A 23,120-nucleotide genomic window follows, 5' to 3' on the forward strand; every position below is an offset into this window, starting at 1 on the left:
TCCCTTCCTCCACTATGAGCCGTCATACCCGCCGGTAGGTCAGGACTCCGGGCGGGTCGCACGGCTGCAAGGAGGCAGGCGGATGGCTCGGGCCGACGACGGTGGGGACCGTGACCGTGGGATCCACGCGGGCGCGTCCGACGCACGGCTCACCGAACTGCTGCGTGCCGACACGGCCACCGCGTATCCGGCGCTCCAGGAGCTGCGCTCCCGCCATCACGCGCCCGTCCTCGCCTATGCCCGCCTGTGCACCCCGAACGACTCCATGGCCCGACAGCTGGCGGCCCAGGCATTCACCCTGGCGGCCCGTCAGACCGCGCGGGGCATCGACCCCGGACTGCCGTGGCGGCACCAACTGCTGATGCTGACCGCCCGGTTGGCCGGGACCTGGGCCATGGACGAGCGGGCCGCGGGCCTCGACGCGGGACTGCTGCTCGTGCTGAACACGGCCGGCCCCTCCGGCCCGGTCCCGCCCATGCTGACGGCGTTCCAGGCCCTTCCGTCCCGTACCCAGGGCATGATCTGGTACGGCCTCGTGGAGCAGGAGCCGGCGGACCGGACGGCCGGCCTCCTGGGCCTCACCCGCGAGGACGTCACGTACGGCACGGACCCGGCGCTCCAGCAGCTCGCCCGGTCCTGCCTGCGCGCCCGTCTCACCGCCTCCGACGACCCCGACTGCTCCGACTTCGGCCGCCTCATCGAGGAGTCCGTACGGCCGGACAACCCCCGCGACAGCGCCGATCTGCACGCCCACATGGCGCACTGCCCGCATTGCACGACGGCGTACGAGGAACTGTCGGCCCTGCGGGACTCACCGCGCGCGGCGCTGGCGGAGGGGCTGCTGCCGTGGGGCGGGACGGCTTACGCGGCGGGCGTTCCGGGAGAGCGGGAGGGTGCGCGGCGCGGGGGTGCCGCCGCCCGCCTTGCCGCGAAGAGGAGTTGGCCGGTGCCCGGATGGCCGTCCGATCGGCGCCGGGTGGTGCTGGTGTCGGCGGCGCTCGGGGTGGCGTTGCTGCCGCTGGTGGCGTTCCTGGTCGCCCAGGGCGGCTCGTCGTCGCAGGATCCGGTGGGCGCGGTCGGCACTCCGGTGAGCGTGCCGCCGGTGGCGGTCACGGTGACGGCCACCGTGTCGGCGACGCCGTCGACCTCATCGCCCTCGCCGTCGCCGTCGCCGTCGCGGAGCTCCAAGTCGCCGTCGCCCACGAAGAGCGCGACGCCGACGAAGACGGCCCGCCCCAAGCCGCCGCCCTCCCCCACGCACCCGCCGAGCGGCACGTATGCCCAGGTCGTGAACGTCGCCTCGGGGCTGTGCCTGGACGTGGGCGGCGCCTTCTTCAACGGGACCGATGTGATCACGGCTCCCTGCTCGTCGTCCGGCACCCAACGCTGGCGGGTCGACGCGGATCGCGGTGTGCTCCAGTCGTCCGCCGATCCCGACTACTGCCTGGACAGCCGTGGTTCGACGGACCGGGGCGTCGGGGTCTGGACGTGCGACTCGGTGGAGGGGCGCAACGGTCAGAACCTGATGTTCGTGGTGGACGGCGACGGCGTGATCCGCCCCGCCATCGCCTTCGGGACGGCGGTGACCCCGGCGGGGGGTGCCGGGGACGGCCTGTCGCTGGAGTCGGTGAGCGGGGGCGGCGGGCAGCGCTGGAAGGCGGGGGCCGCCTAGGCCCTGGTGCAAGGGCCCCGGGCTGGGCGGCCCTTCGGGCTCAGGCCTCGCGTACGCCCCGTCGCCACACCTCGCTGACCAGCGGCACGCCCGGGCGGTAGGCCAGGTGCACATGGCTCGGTGCGTCGAGCAGGAGCAGGTCGGCGCGGGCGCCCGGGGTGAGGCGGCCGATGTCGTCGCGCCTCAGGGCCGCCGCGCCGCCCGCGGTGGCCGACCAGACCGCCTCGTCCGGGGTCATCCCCATGTCCCGTACCGCGAGCGCGATGCAGAAGGGGACGGAGGAGGTGAAGGACGAGCCCGGGTTGCAGTCGGTGGACAGGGCGACGGTGGCGCCCGCGTCGAGGAGGCGGCGGGCGTCGGGCCACTGGGCGCGGGTGGAGAACTCGGCGCCGGGGAGCAGGGTGGCGACCGTGCTGCCGTTCGCGAGGGCGTCGACGTCCGCGTCCGTCAGGTGGGTGCAGTGGTCGGCGCTGGCGGCGTCCAGTTCGACCGCGAGTTGCACGCCGGGGCCGTAGGAGAGCTGGTTGGCGTGGACGCGGGGGTGCAGGCCCTTGGCCTTGCCCGCGGTGAGGATCGCGCGGGCCTGGTCGCCGTCGAAGGCGCCCTTCTCGCAGAAGACGTCGACCCAACGGGCGTACGGCGCACAGGCGTCGAGCATCTCGCCGGTGACGAGGGCGACGTAGGCGGCCGGGTCGTCGGCGTGGTCCGGGGAGACGATGTGGGCGCCGAGGAAGGTGACCTCGTCGGTGTGGGCGGCGGCGATGCGCAGGGCGCGGGCCTCGTCCTCGACCGTCAGGCCGTAGCCGGACTTGGTCTCGAAGGTGGTGGTGCCCTGACGCAGGGCCTCGGCGAGGTAGTGCGTGAGGTTGCGCTCCAGGTCCTCGTCGCTCGCCGCCCTGGTGGCCGCGACGGTCGTGCGGATGCCGCCGGCGCTGTACGGCCGCCCTGACATCCGGGCGTTGAACTCCTGCGTCCGGTCGCCCGCGAAGACGAGGTGGGAGTGGGAGTCCACGAAGCCCGGGACGACCGCCCGGCCACCGGCGTCGACCCGATTGTCAGTGGCGGGTGCTTTGCTTTGATCACCGGTCCACGCGATGCGGTCGCCCTCGATGACGACGGCCGCGTCCTGGATCAGTCCGAGGGGGGAATTGTCACCGAGGGAGGGGTCGTTGGTGACCAGGGCGGCGATGTTGGTGATGAGCGTGCTTGCGGTGCTCGCGGAGTGGGCGGGGCTGACGGTCGTCGCGTTGCTCATGGCGTCCTTGGTTGCCTGGTCGGCGGTGGGGTCGGGTTCGGGGGCGGAGGCGGGCCGCGCCGGTGGGCGGCCCCGCGTCATCCGCGCAGGACTTCGACGGCGTCCGCGAGGGCTTTCGGTACATCCGGTACGAGGGTGTGGACCCCGTCGCGTACGACGTGCCGACCTGCCACGACCGTATGCGACACGTCTGCTGCCGACGCAGCGAATACGGCCGTCTCGGCCCCGAGCCGCGCAAGCGGCCCTGCCGTCCTGACCGAGTCGAGCGCGATCGTCGTGAGGTCGGCGAGCGCGCCGGGTTCGATGGCGCCCGCGCCGTCCCAGCCGAGGGCCGCGTGGCCGTCGGCCGAGGCCGCCCGCAGGAGGGCCGCCGCCGTCCAGTGACCCCGCGTCCGGGTGCGCAGGCGCTCGTTCAGCTCCATGGCGCGCGCCTCTTCGAGCAGGTCGATCACGGCGTGGCTGTCGGAGCCGAGGCAGAGCGGGGAGCCGGCCCGCTGGAGGGCGACGGCGGGTCCGATGCCGTCCGCCAGGTCCCGTTCGGTCGTCGGGCACATGCAGGTGCCGGTGCCGCTGCCGCCGATGAGGGCGATGTCCTCGTCGGTGAGGTGGGTGTTGTGGACGCCGGTGGTGCGCGGCCCGAGGACACCGTGGTCGGCGAGCAGCGTGGTGGGCGTGCAGCCGTGGGCCTCCCGGCAGGCGTCGTTCTCGGCGGTCTGCTCGGACAGGTGCACATGCAGCGGCGCCCGCCGCTCCTCGGCCCACCGCGCCACGGTCGCCAGCTGGTCGGCGGGCACGGCCCGTACGGAGTGGATCGCCGCCCCGATCCGTGCGTGATCCCGGTCCTTGAGAACTGAACAGCGTTCGGCCCAGGCCTCCGCGCTGCCGTCGGAGAAGCGGAGCTGGTGGTGGTTGGGGGGCTGTCCGAAGCCGGAGGACAGGTACACGGTGTCGAGGAGGGTGATGCGGATGCCGGCGTCGGCGGCGGCCTCGACGAGGGCCTCGCCCATGGCGTTGGGGTCGGCGTAGGGGGTGCCGCCCGGCGCGTGATGCACGTAGTGGAACTCGCCGACGGACGTGATCCCCGCCAGCGCCATCTCCGCGTACACCGCGCGGGCGAGCTCGCGGTAGGTCTCCGGGGTCAGCCGGTCGGCGGTGGCGTACATGACCTCACGCCAGGTCCAGAAGGTGCCGGAGCCGACCTGGACCGTGGAGCGCAGGGCGCGGTGGAAGGCGTGGGAGTGGGCGTTGGAGAGGCCGGGGAGCGTCAGGCCGCGGAGGGTCTCGGCGCCCGGAGGCGGGGTTTGCGTGCCGGTGCGGACGGCGGCGATGCGGCCGTCCGCGACCTCGACGGCCACTCCCGGCTCGACGTGGGTGCCGAGCCAGGCGTGTTCCAGCCAGTAGGTACGGGTCTGCTGGGTGGGCGTCACGTGCAGGCCAGTCCTTCCAGTACGTCGGCGAGGGCGATGACTCCGGCCACGCAGTCGTCCTCGGCGGCGAACTCGGCCGGGGAGTGCGAGACGCCCGTGGGGTTGCGTACGAACAGCATGGCGGTCGGGATGCTCCCTGACAGGATTCCGGCGTCGTGTCCGGCGCCGGTGCCCAGGACGGGGACCTTGAGCTCGGGTTCCCTCTCCTGGCCGAGGATGCGGGCGAGTTCATCGCGCAGGGCGTGGTCGAACTCGACGACCGGCGTGAAGGACTCGCGGACGACGTCGAGGTCGATGCCGTGGGCTGCCGCGTACTCGCGGGCCGCCTTCTCGACGCCGCCGACGACGCGGTCCAGGCTCGCCTGGTCCTCGGCACGGGAGTCGAGCCAGCCGCGCACCAGGGAGGGGATGGCGTTGACGCCGTTGGGCTCGACGGCGATCTTGCCGAAGGTGGCGACGGCACCGGCGAGTTCGGCCTCGCGGCGGGCGGCGAGCACGGTCTCGGCGTACGACAGCATGGGGTCGCGCCGGTCCACGAGCCGGGTGGTCCCCGCGTGGTTGGCCTCGCCCCGGAAGTCGAAGCGCCACCGGCCGTGCGGCCAGATGGCGCTGGCGATGCCGACCCGGTCGCCGGACAGGTCGAGGGCACGGCCCTGCTCGACGTGCAGCTCGACGAAGGCCCCGATGCGGGCGAGCCGCTCCGGATCGGCGCCGATGGTGTCGGGGTCGTAGCCGGCGGCCTCCATGGCCCGGGGCAGGCTGACGCCCTCGCCGTCGGTCAGCTTGTGGGCGCCCTCTACGGTGAGCTGCCCGCCGGTGAGCCGGGACCCGACACAGGCGAGCCCGAACCGCGCGCCCTCCTCGTCGCCGAAGTTGACGATGGCGAGGGGCTTGGTGAAGTCGGCGCCCCTGCCGCGCAGTTCATCGAGCGCGGCGAAGGAGGACACTACGCCGAGGGGCCCGTCGAAGGCGCCTCCGTCCGGCACCGAGTCGAGATGCGACCCGGTGACGACCGCGTCCCCGGCAGCGGGGTCCCCGAGCCAGGCCCACTGGTTCCCGTTGCGGTCGACCTCGTAGGCGAGCCCGCGCGCTTCGGCCTGCTCCTTGAACCAGGCCCGGCATTCGAGGTCCACGCCGGTCCAGGCGAAGCGCCGGTACCCGCGGGAGGCGGGGTGGCGGCCGATGGGGAGCAGGTCGCGCCACATGTCGTGGAACGTGCGGCCTTGGCCGGGCTGGGGGCAGTCGTTCCGCAGGGCGGAACGGGTGGGCACAGCCGAACCCGCATCCGGCGACGAGACCTCAGCCCCCACCGAAGAGTTGCCGTGCCCGCCCGAATGCTGAGTCACGCGTCGTCACCTTCGCGCATCGGGACGCGGACGTCCCGCTCGTCGGCAACCGACTCCGCGATGTCGTACCCGGCGTCGACATGCCGGATGACGCCCATCCCGGGGTCGTTCGTGAGGACCCGGCGAATCTTCTCGCCGCCGAGCTTCGTGCCGTCGGCCACCGTCACCTGGCCCGCGTGAATGGACCGCCCCATCCCCACGCCGCCCCCGTGGTGCAGGGACACCCACGACGCACCGGACGCCACGTTCACCATGGCGTTCAGCAGCGGCCAGTCGGCGATCGCGTCGGACCCGTCGAGCATGGCCTCGGTCTCGCGGTAGGGAGAGGCGACGGACCCGCAGTCGAGGTGGTCGCGCCCGATGGCCAGCGGTGCGGCGAGCTCACCCGACGCCACCATGTCGTTGAAGCGCTCGCCGGCCTTGTCCCGCTCGCCGTAGCCGAGCCAGCAGATACGCGCGGGCAGACCCTGGAAGTGCACCCGCTCACCGGCCATCTTGATCCAGCGGGCGAGGGACTCGTTCTCCGGGAACAGGTCCAGGATGGCCTTGTCGGTCTTGGCGATGTCGGCCGGGTCCCCCGACAGGGCGGCCCAGCGGAAGGGGCCCTTGCCCTCGCAGAACAGGGGGCGGATGTAGGCCGGCACGAAGCCGGGGAAGGCGAACGCCCGGTCGTACCCGGCGAGTTGGGCCTCGCCGCGGATCGAGTTGCCGTAGTCGAAGACCTCGGCGCCGGCGTCCATGAAGCCGACCATGGCCTCGACGTGCTTGGCCATGGACTCGCGGGCCCGGGTGGTGAAGCCGGCCGGGTCCTTGGTCGCGTAGGAGGCCATGCCGTCGAAGTCGACGCCCAGCGGCAGGTACGCCAGCGGGTCGTGGGCCGAGGTCTGGTCGGTGACGATGTCGATGGGGGCGCCCATCGCCAGGAGCTGCGGGAGCAGTTCGGCCGCGTTGCCGAGGACGCCGATGGACAGCGGACGGCGGGCGTCACGGGCCTCGGTGGCCAGCTGGAGGGCGTGGTCGAGGGAGTCGGCCTTCACGTCGAGGTACCGGTGCTCGATGCGCCGCTCGATGGCACGCGGGTCGCAGTCGATGCAGATCGCGACGCCGTCGTTCATGGTCACGGCGAGCGGCTGGGCGCCGCCCATGCCGCCGAGACCGGCGGTGAGGGTGATGGTCCCGGCGAGGGTGCCGTTGAACTTCTTCGCGGCGACGGCGGCGAAGGTCTCGTAGGTGCCCTGGAGGATGCCCTGGGTGCCGATGTAGATCCAGGAGCCGGCCGTCATCTGGCCGTACATGGTCAGACCCAGCTGTTCCAGGCGCCGGAACTCCTCCCAGTTGGCCCAGTCGCCGACGAGGTTGGAGTTGGCGATGAGGACGCGCGGGGCCCACTCGTGGGTCTGCATGACGCCGACGGGGCGGCCGGACTGGACGAGCATCGTCTCGTCCTGCTTGAGGCCCTTCAGCGTGCGCACCATCGCGTCGAAGGAGCGCCAGTCGCGGGCTGCCTTGCCGGTGCCGCCGTAGACGACGAGCTTGTCGGGGTGCTCGGCGACCTCGGGGTCGAGGTTGTTCTGCAGCATCCGCAGGGCGGCCTCCTGCTGCCATCCCAGGGCACTCAGTTCCGTACCGCGCGGTGCTCGGACGGGGCGGGGTCCTGACATGGTCTGCCTCCCAGCGGACTGTGACTGCGAACTGTTGAGGTGGGTATTCACATCCTGGCCGCCTGAATAGAACTAGTCAATACATCCGTGCGCCAGCATCGGCACGTCCCGGATGTTTGGCTGGATGCGTGGGCTCCTACGACGACGTGGCAGGGGGCGACGACATGACGGGGGATGTTGTGGGCAACGGAGCGGGCAGCGGAGCCGGGATCCCGGCGTATGACGCCGAGCGGGTGGCCCGGCGGGACGACGCGGTGCGGGCGGCCGTGGAGCAGGGGCTGCTCGGGCCCGGCTCCCCGATCGTCGGCCTGCTCGACGTCACCGGCATCCGGGAGTCGGCGGCGGCGCTGCGGGCGGCGTTCGACGCGGTGGTGGCGCCGGGCACGCCCGTGCTGCACGCCTTCGCGGTGAAGGCGACCCCGCTGGTGGCGGTGGTGCGGCTGCTGCGCGAGGAGGGCATCGGCGCGGAGGTGGCGAGCCCGGGCGAGCTGGCGCTGGCGCAGGCGGCGGGTCTGGGTCCGGAGATGACGGTCCTGGACTCGCCCGCCAAGACGCCGGCCGAACTGCGGGAGGCGCTGGCGCTGGGCATCGCCGTCAACGCGGACAACCCGCAGGAGCTGGACCGCATCGACGCCCTGATGAGGTCGGCGGCCAGCCGCTCGCCGCTCGGGATCCGGGTGAACCCGCAGGTCGGCGGGGGTTCCATCGAGGCGACGTCCACGGCCACGGCGACGTCGAAGTTCGGGGTGGCGCTGCGCGACGAGGGGGCGCGGGAGTGGGTCGTACGGGCGTATCAGGACCGCCCGTGGCTGACGCGGCTGCATGCGCACACCGGCTCGCAGGGCATCCCGCTGTCGCTCATGGCCCAGGGGGTCGCCGAGGCGTATGCGCTCGCCGAGGAGATCAACCTGCGGATCGGGCGGCGCCAGATCGACACGCTCGACATCGGCGGCGGGCTGCCGGTGAACTTCGCCTCGGACGTGACGACACCGACGTATGCGCAATACGTGCGGCTGCTGGGCGAGGCGGTGCCCGGGCTGTTCGACGGGCGGTACGGACTGGTCACCGAGTTCGGCCGGTCGCTGCTGGCCAAGCACGGGACGGTCGTGGCGCGGGTCGAGTACGCCAAGAGCGCGGGCGGGCGGCCGGTGGCGGTGACGCACGCGGGGGTGCAGGTCGCCACGCGGACGGTGTACGCGCCGGGGAGCTGGCCGCTCAGGATCGCCGCGTACGACGGCAAGGGGCGCGCGAAGGAGGGTCCTGCCGTGGTGCAGGACGTGGCCGGGCCGGCCTGCTTCGCGGGGGACCTGCTGGCCGAGGGGGCCGCGCTGCCGTTGCTGGAGCAGGGGGACTTCGCGGCGGCGCTGGACACGGGGGCGTACTACTTCGCGCACCACTACGCGTACAACTCCCTGGCCCGGCCCGGCATCCACGGTTTCGTGCCGGACGGGGCCGGGGGCATCGCCTTCGCGACCGTGCGCGAGCCGCAGTCGCTCGACGAGATCGTGGCCGAATCGGGAGGGGCGCACGCGGCCTCGCTCACCACCCTGGCCACGCCGGAGCGCGGTTGACGTAGGTCAACACGCAGCAGTACGCCATATGCGATCAAGCCACGTGAAAACAGGGTCAGTTGACCCACCCTAGTCACTCGGCGCATGTTCCACTGGAAAATGCCCGAACGCTCACTCGCCGCACACACGTTGCGTAGTTTGGCGGTCACTCAGCCGGACCCCGAGGCGGGAGGGGAGCGACGGTGCCCGGAATCGACGAGTGCTTGCTGGAGACGATGCGGCTGCCAGGTGCGCGTGGTGCCGCGTTGGTCGACTGGACGAGCGGGCTGGCCCTGGGCACGGTGGGCGATCCTCCGGGCGGCGACCACGAGACGGCGGCCGCCGAGGCGGCGGAGCTGGCACGGCTGGCCGCCGAGCAGCACGCCTTCGGGCCGGAGGACGGCTCCGACGCCACGGATCCGCCCGTCGAGGACGTGATCCTCAGCAACCGGGACAGCTACCACGTGCTCCGGTTCGTGCCGACGACGTTCGACAGCAGCGTGTTCCTGTACCTGTGGCTGGCCCGCGCGGACGGCAATCTCGCGCTGGCCCGCATCCGGCTCGGCGAGATGGCCGAACGGCTGGTGCTGGGATGACCGTGGTCACGCCACCACCGCGGCTGCCGGTACGGGACCGGCAGACGGCGCACCAGCGGGCCGGCGGTGTCTCCCCGATGCTGACCCGTCTCGCGGACGAGCGGGCCACCGGCGTCCTGGACCGCGAGCACGGCACGCTCCACCTCGCCGAGGGCCGGGTGGTGCACGCCGAGAGCCCGCTCGCTCCCGGGCTGGACGAGCTCCTCACAGCCCACGGCATCCTCGGCGCCGAGGCCTGGCGGGACGCCGAGGACAGCGCCGACGAGGGGCGACTGCTGGGACACGGTGTCACGCCGGGGGCGCTGGAGCTGGCGCAGGTGAGCGCCCTGTACGACGCCGCGTACTTCGCGCTCGCCCCCAGCAGCACGCCCGGCCGCTTCCGCTACGGCACCGCGCACTGGCTCGCCTCCGTGCATCCCGTGCCCGTCGTCGCCGTGGAGCGCGAGACGCTGCGCCGCCGGGCCCTGCTGCTGGGCATCTGGCCCGACCCGGCGACGGACGGCGCGCCGCTGATCCGGGCCGACCCGGTCGCGGCGCCCGCGGTGCCGCCCCGGCAGGCCGCCGTACTCGCCCGGGTGGACGGCGTACGGCGGGCCACGGACATCGCGCGGGAGCTGGGCAGATCGGCGTTCCACACGCTGGTGCACATACGCCGGCTGGCCGCGGCGGGGCTCGTGGCCCCACAGCCGCCGCCCGCAGTCGAAGACCCCCCGTCCGACCCAGCCGATCCCTACATCGCGCTGCTGAAGAGGGTCAGGGATGCGCTGGAGGCCCTTTGACCGCAAACCCTTCGAGGACCGCGAGCCGCCCGGGCCGCCCGAGCCGCGGCGCCCGCCGCAGCGGTCCCGCGCCGAGAGGAGACACCTGATGGCGGCCGAGGCCCCGATACTTGACGAATTCCGCCGGCTCAGAGCCCGCGTGCCCCAGCTGACCGGAGCACTCGCGGCCGGCGTCGACGGCCTCGTCCTCGCCCACGACACCCCCGGCGTCGAACCGGACGGCCTCGCCGCCCTCACCGCCGCAGCGCTCGGCGTCGCGGTCCGGGTGACGGACGCGACCGGCCGCGGCGACTTCCGCGAACTGCTCATGCGCGGCACGGAGGGCTATGTGGCGACGTACGCCGCGGGCCGTACCGCCGTGCTGACGCTGCTCGCCGAGGACGGCGTCAACGTCGGCCGGCTGCACCTGGAGGGCCGCCGCGCGGGTGCCCGTATCGGGGAGCTCGTCGACGCGGAGGCGGCACCTGTGCGCCGCAGCCCTGCCAAGAGCGCCGCCAAGGAGCCCGCCAAACCCGTGCCCACCCGCACGAGAACCGCGCGCGCCGCACGCACCAACGCCAACGCGCGTACCACTACTGAGAGTTGAGAGGAACACACGTCATGGCCAACACCGAGACCACGCTGAAGGAATGCCTCGCTTCGATCGAGGGCGCGACAGGGGTCGCGCTCGTCGACTACACCAGCGGAATGGCGCTCGGCACGCTCGGCGGCAGCAAGACCTTCGACCTCAATGTCGCCGCCGCCGGCAACACCGACGTTGTCCGCGCCAAGATGCGCACGATGGAGCACCTCGGGCTGAAGGGCGGCATCGAGGACATCCTGATCACTCTCAGCGACCAGTACCACCTGATCCGGCTGATCGCCGGGCGCGGGGGGAACGGTCTCTTCCTGTACCTGGTCCTCGACGCCAAGCGCGCCAACCTGGCCATGGCCAGGCACCAGTTGCGGAAGATCGAGGAGGACCTGGAGGTCTGACCTACACGAGCGCCGCGGTGCGGCGGCGGGCTCCTCCGGGGGCCGCGTCGCCCGCGGCGACTCCCGTGGTGCGGTAGCCCTTCACGGCCTTGCCCGCGGGGCGGCCGCCCCGGCCGTCGAGCCAGTCCACCCGTACCCACAGCAGGGCGTTCTCGGCTCGCTCCAGCCGTCCGAGCCACGCGGCCTTGAGCCGGAGCCCCGCCCCGCACCCCGCCAGCAGCATCCCGCCGGCCGCCGGCACCGCGAACGCGCTGCCCAGCGCGGCGAGGAACGCCAGGACCAGCCACCAGCGGTGGCCCCGGCGCCAGTTGCGCACGGCCACCGCGCGGTCCTGGAGCACGTCGTGCTTGCCGGCACGGGTGGCCGAGCCGATCAGCGCGGTGTAACGCTTGCGGCGCGCGGACGCCACCACGACCGCCGTGCCGATGAACAGCACGGCGCCGGCCAGGACACCGATCCTGCGGCCCGTGATGCCCGGCACCAGCACGCCGATCCCCGCCGCGAACACCCCGAGCCACCACAACGGCACCGCCCCGGCCCGTACGACGACGGCCACCCGAGCCAGCCCCTGCCCTCCACCGCGTGCCACGTTCCGCCTCCTGTCTCAGCACTGTCCAGCCGCTGTGCGCGCACGCTAGCCAGCCAACGTGAGACAAGCCTTAAGAAGCTCTCAGGGCTTCACTCGACGAACAGCCCCCGGGCCACCGCCCGCGCGTCGAACTCCTCCAGCCGCGCCTGCGCGTCCGGCAGGTCGTCGGCCATCGCCTCCAGCAGGACCCGGCCCAGCAGCATCGGCGCGCACGCCGTGTCGAAGGCGAGGCCCGTGCCGACGGCGGCGGGCAGCAGCAGGTCGGAGACCTTGGCGACCGGAGCGAAGGCGGAGTCCGCGACCGTCACGACCGTCAGCCCGGCCTCCTTGGCGTAGGCCAGGGTGTCCACGACCTCGCGCGGATGCCGGGGCAGCGCGAAGCAGAGCAGGGCCGTCGCGCCGGCCCGTACGGCGGCGTCGATCCGGTCGTGGATCATCGTGCCGCCTTCGTGCAGCAGCCGTACGTCCGGGTGGACCTTGGCGGCGAAGTAGGCGAAGCCGTACGCCTGGGAGGCCGCGGCCCGCAGGCCCAGCACGGGCAGGGGGCGGGAGGCCGCGAGCACGCGTCCGGCCTTCTGCACCGGGCGCGGGTCGGCGAGCACCTCCGCGAGGTGCCGCAGGTTCTCGATCTCGGCCTCGACAGCCTGCTGGTACTCGTTGTACGAGCCCGCGTCCGCCGCCGGCTCCACGGGCGCGACCTCGCGCAGGTGCCTGCGCAGGGCGGGATAGCCGTCGAAGCCGAGGGCGACGGCGAAGCGGGTCACGGACGGCTGGCTGACCCCGGCCAGCTCGGCCAGCTCCACGCTGGACAGGAACGGCACGTCGGCGGCCCGCCGCACCATGCTGTGCGCGATGCGCCGCTGGGTCGGGGTGAGCCGGTGCCCCTCGAAGAGCGCCTGGAGACGCGCGGCGGGGCTGTCGGCCCCATGGGACGTTCCGTGGGCCGTCCCGCTCGTGGTCCTGTCCGCGCTCATGCGGCGCTCCCCCTCCAGATGTCCGTGAACCGGTCCAGCAGTGCTGCCGCCGCCGTCACGTCGTCGGTGAGCGGACGGTCGGCCAGGTCGTCGTCGAGCACCGACTCGGCCAGCTCCAGCGCCCGGCTCACGCCGAGCTCCGGTTCGGGCCTGAGGCCGCGCAGCCGCAACGCCCGTACGGCGGCGACAAGTTCACAGCCGACGACGAGACGGTACGCGTCGCACGCGCGCAGTGTCTGCCGCGCGGCGAGCGAGGCGAAGCTGGCCTGCTCCTCCACGCCCCGGGAGAGTACAGCGTGGCCGAGCGAGGCGGGGGCCGAGAACGCGCGCAGGTCGCCGAGGGCGGCACCGGCGGCGTACTCCAGGATCATCACGCCGGACGAGGCGGGCTCCTGGTCGGCGAGGAAGGGCTTCAGGCGGGTGTAGGCGGGCTCGTTGAGGGTCGACAGGCGGGACGTCGACAGCCGCGCCACCTGGGTCAGCGCCAGCCTGAAGTGGTCCAGGGAGAGGGCGAGTTGGGCCTGGTAGAAGCCGCCGTGGTGGTAGGCGGCCATGTCCTCGGGGGAGATGAGGGGGTTCTCGGCGGCCGCGTTGATCTCGACCGCCAGCACCTGCTCCAGGGCGTCGGCCGCGTCGTGCGCGGGGCCGTGGATCTGCGGCAGGCAGCGGAAGCCGTACGGGTCCTGGAGCCGGCCCAGCGGAGGGGTGGGCCGGTCCTCGGCGCCGATGAACTCCCGCATCCCGCGGGCGACTTCGGAGCTGCCCCGGTGCGGTCGGGCGGTGTGCACGGGAGCGGCGTACGCCTCGTGGGAGCCGTCGACGGCCAGCAGTGACAGCGCGGCGACGACCTGGGTGGCGGCGATCAGCCCGCGCAGTTCGTGCATGGCGAGGGCGGCCTGGCCGAGGGTGAGGGCGTTGCTGCTGATGAACGCGAGGGCGTCGTTGTTGTCCAGCGGCTGCGCCTCGGGGGCGCCGGGTCCCCGCCACGGATGTTCGCCGGCCAGCGCGAGGCCGGTCTGCGCCAGTGCCGCGAGGTCGCCGGTGCCGACCGAGCCGAACTCGTTGACGACCGGGTGGGCGCCGCTCTCCAGCGCCTCGCACATCGCCGTGATGACGGTGGGCCTGAGGCCCGCGCCGCCGGCCAGCAGCTGGTTGGCCCGTACGGCGAGCATGGCCCGCACCTGCCGGGCCGGCAGTTCCGCGCCGATGGCGCCGGCGTGGCTGCGCAGCAGACGCAGGCCGTGTTCGGCGGCGGCCTCGGTGGGCACGTCCTCGTTCCGGTTGGCGCCCACGCCGGTGGAACGGCCGTAGACCCGCCCGGTCGCGGCGATGAGGCGGGCGGCGTCCCAGGACTCCTCGGCGCGCTTCATCGCGTCGGTCGCGGGGACCGGCCGCGCGGTCCCGTCGGCGAGGCGTACGACGTCCTCGACGCCGAGCCCGATCCCGTCGAGGACGACCAGGGCGGTGTGCCCAGAAGTCACAGCACTCGGCGCGTCCACGATCCGAGACGACATAAAGCCCAAGCTCCCCTCAATCCGGACATCGGGTCTTGCCTATCGGCCATCCGTTACTTCGGATTTACACCAACCCGTTGACAACCTATTCAGCTACCAAGAACTCTGCATGACGTTATACAGCCGGGCAAGGGACAACTCATGATCCAGTTCGACGCGGTCCACAAGCGCTTCCCCAACGGCACGACAGCAGTCCACGATCTCTCCCTCGAGATGCCGGAGGGCGGCGTGACCGTCCTGGTCGGATCCTCCGGTTGCGGCAAGACGACCACGCTGCGGATGATCAACCGGATGGTGGAGCCGACCTCCGGCACCATCCGGGTCGGGGGCAAGGACGTCACCCGGCAGGACGCCGCCGAGCTGCGCCGCTCCATCGGGTACGTCATCCAGCAGGCGGGCCTGTTCCCGCACCGCACGGTGCTCGACAACGTCGCCACCGTGCCGCTGCTGCTGGGCCACGGCCGCAGGAAGGCCCGGGCCCGCGCGGCCGAGCTGCTGGAGACCGTGGGCCTCACCCCCGACACCGGCAAGCGCTACCCGCACCAGCTCTCCGGCGGCCAGCAGCAGCGCGTCGGCGTGGCCCGCGCGCTCGCCGCCGACCCGCCCGTGCTGCTGATGGACGAGCCGTTCGGCGCGGTCGACCCGGTGGTCCGCACCCAGCTCCAGGACGAACTTCTGCGCCTGCAGCAGGAGCTGAGCAAGACCATCGTCTTCGTCACGCACGACATCGACGAGGCCGTACGCCTCGGCGACCAGATCGCGATCTTCCGCACCGGCGGCCACCTCGTCCAATGCGCCTCCCCCGCCGAGCTCCTCGCCCGCCCGGCCGACGACTTCGTGGCCGACTTCCTCGGCGCCGAGCGCGGCCTGAAGCTGCTGTCGCTGCGGACCCTCGCGGACGTCCCGCAGGGCCCGGCGCCGGAGGGCGGCGACTGGAGCCTCGTACGCGACGAGGCCGGCAAGCCGCTGCACTGGCGTTCCACGGACGGCGCCGAGATCCCGGTACGGCCGCTCAAGGACTCCGATTCCCTCCTCGCGGCCCTCGACGAGTCCATCGCCTCGCCCGTCGGCCTGATAGCCCGCGTCGACGCCGACGGTGTCCTCACCGGCGTGTCGTCCCGCGACGACATCCACGAGCACGCGGGCCAGGCGCACACCGAGGCCCGCGCCCACTCGTCTCAGACCGAGGTGGCCGCATGACCATCGACTGGTCGTGGATCGGCGACCACACCGACGACCTCACCACCCTCACCGTCTCCCACCTGCAGGCCGCGCTCACCGCCGTCCTGCTCGGCGTACTGATCTCGCTGCCCCTCGCGGTGATCGCCCACCGGGTCCGACCCCTGCGCGGCTTCCTGCTGGGCCTGTCGAACGTACTGTTCACGATCCCGTCGATCGCGATCTTCGTCCTGCTGCTCCCGGTCTCCGGCCTCACTCGCACCACGACCGTGATCGGCCTGACGGTCTACACCCTGGTCGTCCTGCTCCGGAACACGGTCGAGGGCCTCGACTCGGTCCCCGCGAAGGTGAAGGAGGCCTCGAAGGCGATGGGCACGCGCCCCCTGCGCACGCTCCTCACCGTCGAGTTCCCGCTCGCACTCCCCGTGATCATGGCCGGGGTGCGGATCGCGACGGTCATGTCCATCTCGCTCGTCTCGGTCGCGACCTACATCGGTGACGGCGGCCTCGGCCAGCTCTTCACCGACGGCTTCCAGCGCAATTTCCCCACCCCGGTGATCGCCGGAGTGGCCCTCACCCTCCTGCTGGCCGTGGTCGCGGACGCGGCCCTGGTCGCCCTGCAGTACGTCCTGACCCCGTGGCGGAGGCGGCGAGCCTGATGTACGAACTCTTCAAGAACCTCGGTGACTGGCTGGTCAGCGGCGAGCAGTGGTCCGGCTCGGACGGCATCGCGCACCGCCTCGCCGAGCACCTGCAGTACTCCCTGCTCGCCACCCTCATCGCGGCTGCGATCGGCCTCCCCCTCGGCCTGCTCATCGGCCACACCGGCAAGGGCGCCTTCGTCGCGATCAACCTCGCGTCCTTCGGCCGCGCGCTGCCGACCGTCGGCCTGGTCGTCCTGGTCTTCCTGGCCGGCGGGCTGTCCATGCTCCCGGTCTACGTCGCCCTGGTCGCCCTCGCGGTCCCGGCGATCGTCACCAACACCTACGCGGGGATGACAGCCGTCGACCCGGACGTGAAGGACGCGGCGCGCGGCCAGGGCATGCGTGCCCACCAGGTCCTCTTCCAGGTGGAACTCCCGCTCGCCCTCCCCCTGATCATGACCGGTCTGCGCCTGGCCCTGATCCAGGTCGTGGCCACGGCGACCATCGCCGCGTACGTCTCCTTCGGCGGCCTGGGCCGCTACGTCTTCGACGGCCTCGCCCAGCGCGACCTCGTGCAGGTGCTCGGCGGCGCGGTGCTGGTCGCCGTGGTCGCCGTCGCCCTGGACCTGCTGCTCTCCGGCCTCCAGCGCTTCCTCTTCCTCCCCCACTCTCGACTTCGCTCGAGCGGGGGGACCCCCACCCGCACTGCCTAGGACCCCCTCGATGAACCGACGCTCGACGAACGGACGCGCGATGAACCGACGCACCCTCCTCGGCGGCCTCTTCGCAGCGGCCTCCGTCCCCGCCCTCGCCGCCTGCTCCAGCGGCATCACGTCCCTCGAGGGCCAGGGCTCCGCCGGCTCCGGCGGCGGCTCCAGCAAGGGCGGCCTCACCATCGGCACCGCCAACTTCACCGAGAACCAGGTGCTCGGCTACCTGTACGCGGCCGTCCTGGAGGCGGCCGGCGTGAAGGTCACCGTCCGCCCCAACCTCGGCACCCGCGAGATCCTGATCCCCGCCCTCAGGGGCGGCGACATCGACCTGCTCCCCGAGTACCAGGGCGCCCTGCTGCACTACGTCTCCCCCAAGGCGACGGCCACGGAGGAGGGCGAGATGCAGAACGCCCTCACGATCGCCCTCCCCAGCGGCCTCCAGGTGCTGCCGTACGGCATGGCCGAGGACTCGGACGCCTTCGCCGTCACCCGGGAGACGGCCGAGAAGTACGGCCTGACCTCTCTCGCCGACCTGAGGAAGCAGAACGGCAAGCTGGTGATCGGCGCGGCGCCCGAGGTGAAGAAGCGGGAGGTCGGGGCCGTGGGCCTCAAGGAGGTCTACGGGGTGGAGTTCAAGGAGTTCAAGTCCCTCGACTCCTCCGGTCCGCTGGTCAAGGGCGCCCTGAAGAAGGGCGACGTGGACGTGGCCAACCTCTTCACCACGGACACCGACATCCAGGCCAACGACTGGGTGGTCCTCACCGACCCCAAGAACCTCATCCCCGGCCAGCACGTCGTCCCCCTCATAGCCGACCGCAAGGCCGACGCCACGGTCCGCAGGGCCCTCGCCCGCCTCGGCAACACCCTGACGACCGCCCAGCTCACGGAGCTGAACCGGCTGGTCGACAAGGACAAGAAGGATCCGGAGGACGTGGCGGACGAGTACGCCAGGGAGCACGGGCTGGTGAAGTGACGGCGCACTGCCGTACACCCCCATCCGAACAGGGGGGCTAACCCCAGTGCGGCCCCCGCCGCCGCTGCCTACCTTGGATCCCATGACCGGAATGGACGCGCGGGACACCGAACTCAAGAAGGAACTCAACGCCACCCTGCAGGCCCGCAGGGAGCTGGGCGAGGAGTACGAGTCCGCGCTGGTCGACTCATTCATGGAGAAGGTCGACCAGCGCATCGACGGGGCGGTCGAGCGCCGCATGCGGCGTCAGATGGCCGAGCAGCAGATGGTGGCGGCCCGCGGCTCGCGGTCGCCGAGGCCGACGGACTCCTTCGGCGAACGCTTCGGCTTCGCCATCGTCTCGCTGGTCCTGGCGATCCCGCTGTCCGGGATCGGCGCGGGCGTCGCCGACCTCCCCGGCCTGCTGGTCAGCTGGGTCGGCATCGTCGGCGTCAACGTCGTCCAGGCGGCCCGCACCACCCCCGGCCTCTTCCAGGGCTGGCGCCGCAAGGCCAAGGACGAGGACCGCTGGGAGGGCTGACCCTCGCACCGGCCCATGAGGTTCACGCCTGCCGGGTCGGCATGGCCATGATCTGCCGCAGGTTCACATGCCGGGGCCGGCTCGCGGCGTAGGCCACCACATCGGCGAGCTCCGCCGCCGACAGCGTGCCCATCGCCTCGACCATGCCGTCGACCTGCGCCGAGATCTCGTCGTTGTCGGTGTGCGACCGCAGCTCGCTCTCCACAAATCCGGGCTCGATGTTGGTGACCCGTACGTCACGCGGGCCGAACTCGGTGCGCAGGCACTGCGAGAGATGGGTGATCGCGGCCTTCGTCGCCCCGTACACCGCGTAGTTGGGGAAGGCGAGGTGCGCGCCGATGGACGAGATGTTCACCAGGTCGGCGGTGCGGCCCTCGGCGGCCGCCGCCACCAGGTCGCCGGTGAACGCCCGGACGACGCGCAGCACCCCGGTCACATTGGTGTCGATCATCCGCTGCCACTCGTCGAGCCGTCCCGCCTCGACGGGGTTGCCCAGCATGACGCCGGCGTTGTTGACGACGAGGTCCACGGCCCCGTACGCCTCGTGGACCCGCTCCGTGGCCGCGGCCACGGACGCGTCGTCGGTGACGTCGGCGACGACGCCCAGCGCCGCGCCTCCGCCCGCGGTGATCTTCGCGGCGAGCTCGTCCAGCCGCTGCCCGCGCCGGGCCAGCAGCGCGACCCGCGCCCCCTGCTCGGCGAGCAGCACGGCGACGGCCTCGCCGATCCCGCTCGCCGCTCCGGTCACGACGGCTGTACGGCCGGTCAGGTTCTCGTACGACATGGGATTCCTCCAGGTGAGGGAGCCGCCGGGCGTGTCCCGACAACTCGCGGACACCACTCACCCTCCGCCGCCGTGCCCGCCCTACCCAGGGCTGCGTTGTTCCTGTGTCTGGCAGTACCAGGCTCACGGCCCGCCACCCGTCTACGCTCGAAACCATGGACGGGGACCTTGGAGACTTCCTGCGCTCACGCCGCGGCCGCATCCAGCCGCAGGAGGTGGGGCTGCCCTCGTACGGGCGGCGCCGCGTTCCGGGTCTGCGCCGCGAAGAGGTGGCGCAGCTGGCCGGAGTGAGCGTCGACTACTACGTCCGCCTCGAACAGGGCCGGGGGCAGAGCGTCTCGGATGCCGTCCTGGACGCGATCGCGCGGGTCCTGCGGCTGGACGAGACGGAGCACGACTATCTGCGTACGGTGGCCCGTCCCCGCGACCGAGCCCTCCGCCGCCCGGACACGGCTCGCGTCCGCCCGGGCGTCCAGACCCTGCTGGACAGCATGGACCGCACGCCCGCCTTCGTCATCGGCCCCCGCATGGACGTCCTCGCCTGGAACGCCCTCGCCGACGCGGTGAGCGACTACGGCCGTACGGCTCCCGCCGACCGCAACATCCCCCGCCACGTCTTCCTCGACCCCGACTCCCGGGCCCGCTACCCGGAGTGGCCCGCGATCGCCGCGCAGGCGGTCGCCCACCTCCGCCTGAACGCCGGCCACCGCCCGGACGACCGCAAGCTGTGTGCCCTCGTCGGCGAACTGTCCATCCAGAGCGAGGACTTCCGCCGGCTGTGGGCGGACCACCAGGTCGAGGCCTGCATGTCCGGCACGAAACGCATCCAGCACCCGCTCGCGGGCCTGCTGACCCTCCCGTACGAGACCATGACCATCCAGACGGAACCGGACCAGACGATGGTGGTCTACACACCGGAGCCGGGCTCGGAGACGGCGGAGAGGCTTGCGCTGCTGGGGAGTTGGGCCGCGGCGGAGGCGGGCTGAGGCTGCCGGCGGCCCGACCGACCGCCGAACAGAGCTATGCGCGGGGACCGCCGCACCCCCGTTTCCGGGGGGCGGGACGACGGCGGTCCCCGCGAAGGACGTCGACCGGGTCAGGGCCAGGTCTCACGTCCGGGCGTCCATGGAGGTCCGGGAGCCGCTCCGGAGGTCCTTGGACGTTCGGCGCCGGCTGGGGCGGGGAGCCGCTCCCGCCCTGCCGACACCCACTAATGTGCCCGACCCGTGTTAAGCGGGTGCTGCGTGGACGTGACGCGCTCGTACCAGTTCCGCGACGGTCCGAGCGACGCCGGTCACCGCAAGTTCGCCGCGGACACGGGCCGTTCACCGCAGGTTTGCCGCTACTTCCCGCCCTTGGCGAGGAAGGCCAGCAGGTCCTGACGGCTGATCACACCGGTCGGCTTGCCCTCGACCAGGACGATCGCCGCGTCGGCCGCGCCCAGCACGGACATCAGGTCCGCGACCGGCTCACCGGAGCCGACCTGCGGCAGCGGGGCCGACATGTGCTTCTCCAGCGGGTCCTCCAGCGAGGCCCGCTTGGCGAACAGGGCGTCGAGCAGCTCGCGTTCGACCACGGACCCGACGACCTCCGCCGCCATGACGTCGGGGTGGCCGGCGCCCGGCTTCACGATCGGCATCTGCGAGACGCCGTACTCGCGCAGCACCTCGATGGCCTCACCGACCGTCTCGTCCGGGTGCATGTGGACGAGGGACGGGATGGCGCCGTGCTCCTTGTCGTCGAGGACGTCACTGACGCGCGCGCTCGGGCCGGTGTCCTCAAGGAAGCCGTAGTCGGCCATCCACTCGTCGTTGAAGATCTTGGAGAGGTAGCCGCGGCCGCTGTCCGGCAGCAGCACGACCACCACGTCGTCCGGGCCGAGCCGCTCGGCGACCCGCAGCGCGGCCACGACGGCCATGCCGCAGGAACCGCCCACCAGCAGGCCCTCCTCCTTCGCCAGCCGCCGGGTCATCTGGAAGGAGTCCTTGTCGGACACGGGGACGATCTCGTCGGCGACGGTCCGGTCGTACGCCGTCGGCCAGAAGTCCTCACCGACGCCTTCGACGAGATACGGCCGGCCGGACCCGCCGGAGTACACGGAGCCCTCGGGGTCGGCGCCGACGACCTGCACCTTGCCGTCGCTGGCGTCCTTGAGGTAGCGGCCCGTGCCGGAGATGGTGCCGCCCGTCCCCACACCGGTCACGAAGTGGGTGATCTTCCCCTCCGTCTGCTCCCACAGCTCGGGGCCGGTGGAGTGGTAGTGGGAGAGCGGGTTGTTCGGGTTGGAGTACTGGTCCGGCTTCCAGGCGCCCGGCGTCTCACGGACCAGCCGGTCGGAGACGTTGTAGTACGAGTCCGGGTGCTCGGGATCGACGGCCGTGGGGCAGACGACCACCTCGGCGCCGTAGGCCCGCAGCACGTTGATCTTGTCGGTGCTGACCTTGTCGGGGCACACGAAGATGCACTTGTACCCCTTCTGCTGCGCCACGATGGCGAGGCCGACACCGGTGTTGCCGCTGGTCGGCTCGACGATGGTGCCGCCGGGCTTGAGCGCGCCGCTCTCCTCCGCGGCCTCGATCATGCGCAAGGCGATGCGGTCCTTCACGGAACCGCCCGGGTTGAAGTACTCCACCTTGGCCAGGACGGTGGCCCGGATGCCCTTGGTCACGTTGTTGAGCCTCACCAGCGGGGTGTTGCCGACGAGACTGATCATCGAGTCGTGGAAATGCACCGTTGTCTCCGGATGCTGCAAAAGAAGTGGTCTTAGTGGTTCCGCCAGCCTATGGCCTGCACGGGGCCCATGACGGTCGTTCACTCCTCGTTGGGATTGGGCCACGGTCCGTGCGGGGCAAGCAGTTGATGTACGGCTATGAGGAGGTGGCGGCGACGCATGACGAGCATGTCGAGGGCGAGGGTGGCACGGCGGATCGCGGCGGGCGCCGCGTACGGCGGAGGCGGCATCGGTCTGGCGGGGGCGGCGGCCGTGGGCCTGGTCCTCGCCGAGGTGCGGATGGCCCGGCGCCACGTGGGCAACGGCACGAGCAACCACGTACCGAACGCCGACGGCCGGTACGGCCGCCTGTACGCCACTCCTGGCGAACCGCCCCTGCGTCTGACCATCCTGGGTGACTCCACGGCCGCGGGGCAGGGCGTACACCGGGCGGGGCAGACCCCGGGGGCGCTGCTGGCGTCGGGGCTGGCGGCGGTGGCGGAACGCCAGGTGGTGCTGCGCAACGTGGCCCTGCCGGGCGCCCGCTCGGACGACCTGGACCGCCAGGTGGCCCTGGTGCTCGCCGATCCGGCTCTGGTGCCCGACATCTGCGTGATCATGGTCGGCGCGAACGACGTCACGAACCGCATGCCGGCGACCCGCTCGGTGCGCCACCTGTCCGCCGCGGTACGGCGCCTGCGCACGGCCGGCGCGGAGGTCGTGGTGGGCACCTGCCCCGACCTCGGCACGATCGAGCCGGTCCAGCAGCCGCTGCGCTGGCTCGCCAGACGGGCCTCACGCCAGCTGGCGGCCGCCCAGACGATCGGTGTCGTCGAACAGGGCGGCCGCACGGTGTCGCTGGGCGACCTGCTGGGCCCGGAGTTCGCGGCGAACCCGCGTGAGCTCTTCGGCCCCGACAACTACCACCCCTCCGCGGAGGGCTATGCCACGGCGGCGATGGCCGTCCTGCCGACGCTCTGCGCGGCCCTGGGCCTGTGGCCGGCGGAGGAGGAGCGCCCCGACGTCACCCGCCGCGAGGGCTTCCTCCCGGTGGCGCGCGCGGCGGCCGAGGCCGCTTCGGAGGCGGGCACGGAGGTCACGGCGGCCATGCCGACCGGCCCGAAGGGCCCCTGGGCCCTGCTCAAGAGGCGGCGCCGGCGGCGGGTGCAGGAGGCCGAGCCGACGTCCACGCCGTCCAGCCCGTCCGGCGTGTGAGGACGAGGCCCCACCAGCGCCGCCCGGGGCCTGGGGCGCGGCCG

Annotated in this window: 22 protein-coding genes; 13 read left to right on the forward strand and 9 right to left on the reverse strand. The window is 72.5% G+C overall.

Going from position 1 to position 23,120, the window contains the following annotated elements; translation table 11 throughout:
* Window positions 1–82: 82 nt before the first annotated feature.
* Window positions 83–1,672, forward strand: a complete 1,590-nt coding sequence (locus AB5J55_RS17070; RefSeq protein ID WP_369271504.1) for a ricin-type beta-trefoil lectin domain protein — start codon at window positions 83–85, stop codon at window positions 1,670–1,672.
* A 40-nt stretch (window positions 1,673–1,712) separates the two neighbouring features.
* Here the strand turns inward: AB5J55_RS17070 and hutI are convergent, their stop codons facing one another.
* From hutI to hutU, 4 genes are all read right to left on the reverse strand, one after another.
* On the reverse strand, window positions 1,713–3,008 hold the full coding sequence (gene hutI / locus AB5J55_RS17075; protein ID WP_369271505.1) for an imidazolonepropionase: 1,296 nt from the start codon (window positions 3,006–3,008) through the stop codon (window positions 1,713–1,715).
* Window positions 3,005–4,354, reverse strand: a complete 1,350-nt coding sequence (locus tag AB5J55_RS17080) for a formimidoylglutamate deiminase (protein ID WP_369271506.1) — start codon at window positions 4,352–4,354, stop codon at window positions 3,005–3,007. Before AB5J55_RS17080 ends, hutI begins: the two co-directional genes overlap by 4 nt.
* Window positions 4,351–5,559 (reverse strand): allantoate amidohydrolase, encoded by a 1,209-nt coding sequence (locus tag AB5J55_RS17085; protein ID WP_369276212.1) that lies wholly within the window; start codon window positions 5,557–5,559, stop codon window positions 4,351–4,353. The genes AB5J55_RS17080 and AB5J55_RS17085 overlap by 4 nt, the downstream gene beginning before the upstream one ends.
* Window positions 5,560–5,696: 137 nt before the next feature.
* A complete protein-coding gene (gene hutU, locus AB5J55_RS17090; RefSeq protein WP_369271507.1) occupies window positions 5,697–7,361 on the reverse strand; it encodes a urocanate hydratase in 1,665 nt (554 codons plus the stop codon).
* A gap of 164 nt (window positions 7,362–7,525) precedes the next feature.
* On the opposite strand from hutU, the gene AB5J55_RS17095 reads away from it, so the two are divergent.
* The 5 genes from AB5J55_RS17095 to AB5J55_RS17115 all read left to right on the forward strand — a co-directional run bounded on the left by AB5J55_RS17095 (window position 7,526) and on the right by AB5J55_RS17115 (window position 11,261).
* Entirely contained in the window at window positions 7,526–8,932 is a 1,407-nt protein-coding gene (locus AB5J55_RS17095; protein ID WP_369271508.1) for a diaminopimelate decarboxylase, read from the forward strand.
* A gap of 182 nt (window positions 8,933–9,114) precedes the next feature.
* Window positions 9,115–9,507, forward strand: a complete 393-nt coding sequence (locus AB5J55_RS17100; RefSeq protein ID WP_369271509.1) for a hypothetical protein — start codon at window positions 9,115–9,117, stop codon at window positions 9,505–9,507.
* Complete coding sequence (locus AB5J55_RS17105) at window positions 9,504–10,286, forward strand: transcriptional regulator (protein WP_369271510.1); 783 nt, start codon at window positions 9,504–9,506, stop codon at window positions 10,284–10,286. The genes AB5J55_RS17100 and AB5J55_RS17105 overlap by 4 nt, the downstream gene beginning before the upstream one ends.
* An 88-nt stretch (window positions 10,287–10,374) precedes the next feature.
* The gene (locus AB5J55_RS17110) at window positions 10,375–10,872 is read left to right on the forward strand and encodes a roadblock/LC7 domain-containing protein (RefSeq protein WP_369271511.1); all 498 of its coding nucleotides are present in this window, start codon (window positions 10,375–10,377) and stop codon (window positions 10,870–10,872) included.
* A 14-nt stretch (window positions 10,873–10,886) separates the two neighbouring features.
* Complete coding sequence (locus AB5J55_RS17115) at window positions 10,887–11,261, forward strand: hypothetical protein (RefSeq protein ID WP_328881188.1); 375 nt, start codon at window positions 10,887–10,889, stop codon at window positions 11,259–11,261.
* A 1-nt stretch (window position 11,262) separates the two neighbouring features.
* Here AB5J55_RS17115 and AB5J55_RS17120 read toward each other — a convergent pair whose 3' ends face one another.
* From AB5J55_RS17120 to AB5J55_RS17130, 3 genes are all read right to left on the reverse strand, one after another.
* Window positions 11,263–11,850 carry a hypothetical protein gene (locus tag AB5J55_RS17120; protein ID WP_369271512.1) on the reverse strand — a complete coding sequence of 196 codons (588 nt, stop codon included), beginning with the start codon at window positions 11,848–11,850 and terminating at the stop codon, window positions 11,263–11,265.
* 89 nt (window positions 11,851–11,939) lie between these two features.
* Window positions 11,940–12,824 (reverse strand): MurR/RpiR family transcriptional regulator, encoded by an 885-nt coding sequence (locus AB5J55_RS17125; protein WP_369271513.1) that lies wholly within the window; start codon window positions 12,822–12,824, stop codon window positions 11,940–11,942.
* Window positions 12,821–14,338 (reverse strand): aromatic amino acid ammonia-lyase, encoded by a 1,518-nt coding sequence (locus AB5J55_RS17130; RefSeq protein ID WP_369271514.1) that lies wholly within the window; start codon window positions 14,336–14,338, stop codon window positions 12,821–12,823. The genes AB5J55_RS17125 and AB5J55_RS17130 overlap by 4 nt, the downstream gene beginning before the upstream one ends.
* Window positions 14,339–14,479: 141 nt before the next feature.
* Between AB5J55_RS17130 and AB5J55_RS17135 the strand changes: the two genes are divergently transcribed.
* From AB5J55_RS17135 to AB5J55_RS17155, 5 genes are all read left to right on the forward strand, one after another.
* Window positions 14,480–15,538 (forward strand): ABC transporter ATP-binding protein, encoded by a 1,059-nt coding sequence (locus tag AB5J55_RS17135; protein ID WP_369271515.1) that lies wholly within the window; start codon window positions 14,480–14,482, stop codon window positions 15,536–15,538.
* Window positions 15,535–16,176: an ABC transporter permease gene (locus AB5J55_RS17140; RefSeq protein WP_369271516.1), complete on the forward strand. Its 642-nt coding sequence runs from the start codon at window positions 15,535–15,537 to the stop codon at window positions 16,174–16,176. Before AB5J55_RS17135 ends, AB5J55_RS17140 begins: the two co-directional genes overlap by 4 nt.
* Window positions 16,176–16,874, forward strand: a complete 699-nt coding sequence (locus AB5J55_RS17145; protein ID WP_369276213.1) for an ABC transporter permease — start codon at window positions 16,176–16,178, stop codon at window positions 16,872–16,874. The genes AB5J55_RS17140 and AB5J55_RS17145 overlap by 1 nt, the downstream gene beginning before the upstream one ends.
* Window positions 16,875–16,914: 40 nt before the next feature.
* Window positions 16,915–17,847, forward strand: coding sequence for an ABC transporter substrate-binding protein (locus AB5J55_RS17150; protein ID WP_369271517.1), 933 nt, complete (start codon window positions 16,915–16,917; stop codon window positions 17,845–17,847).
* 91 nt (window positions 17,848–17,938) lie between these two features.
* Window positions 17,939–18,367, forward strand: coding sequence for a hypothetical protein (locus AB5J55_RS17155; protein WP_369276214.1), 429 nt, complete (start codon window positions 17,939–17,941; stop codon window positions 18,365–18,367).
* A gap of 22 nt (window positions 18,368–18,389) precedes the next feature.
* On the opposite strand, the gene AB5J55_RS17160 is transcribed toward AB5J55_RS17155, so the two are convergent.
* Entirely contained in the window at window positions 18,390–19,151 is a 762-nt protein-coding gene (locus AB5J55_RS17160) for an SDR family oxidoreductase (RefSeq protein ID WP_369271518.1), read from the reverse strand.
* A gap of 155 nt (window positions 19,152–19,306) precedes the next feature.
* On the opposite strand from AB5J55_RS17160, the gene AB5J55_RS17165 reads away from it, so the two are divergent.
* Entirely contained in the window at window positions 19,307–20,137 is an 831-nt protein-coding gene (locus AB5J55_RS17165; RefSeq protein ID WP_369271519.1) for a helix-turn-helix transcriptional regulator, read from the forward strand.
* A 356-nt stretch (window positions 20,138–20,493) separates the two neighbouring features.
* Here AB5J55_RS17165 and AB5J55_RS17170 read toward each other — a convergent pair whose 3' ends face one another.
* Entirely contained in the window at window positions 20,494–21,882 is a 1,389-nt protein-coding gene (locus AB5J55_RS17170) for a cystathionine beta-synthase (protein WP_369271520.1), read from the reverse strand.
* Between the two features lie 159 nt (window positions 21,883–22,041).
* Between AB5J55_RS17170 and AB5J55_RS17175 the strand changes: the two genes are divergently transcribed.
* Window positions 22,042–23,076 (forward strand): SGNH/GDSL hydrolase family protein, encoded by a 1,035-nt coding sequence (locus AB5J55_RS17175; RefSeq protein ID WP_369271521.1) that lies wholly within the window; start codon window positions 22,042–22,044, stop codon window positions 23,074–23,076.
* Window positions 23,077–23,120: the final 44 nt, after the last annotated feature.

Source organism: Streptomyces sp. R11, assembly GCF_041051905.1.
In the GTDB taxonomy this organism is placed as follows: Bacteria; Actinomycetota; Actinomycetes; order Streptomycetales; family Streptomycetaceae; genus Streptomyces.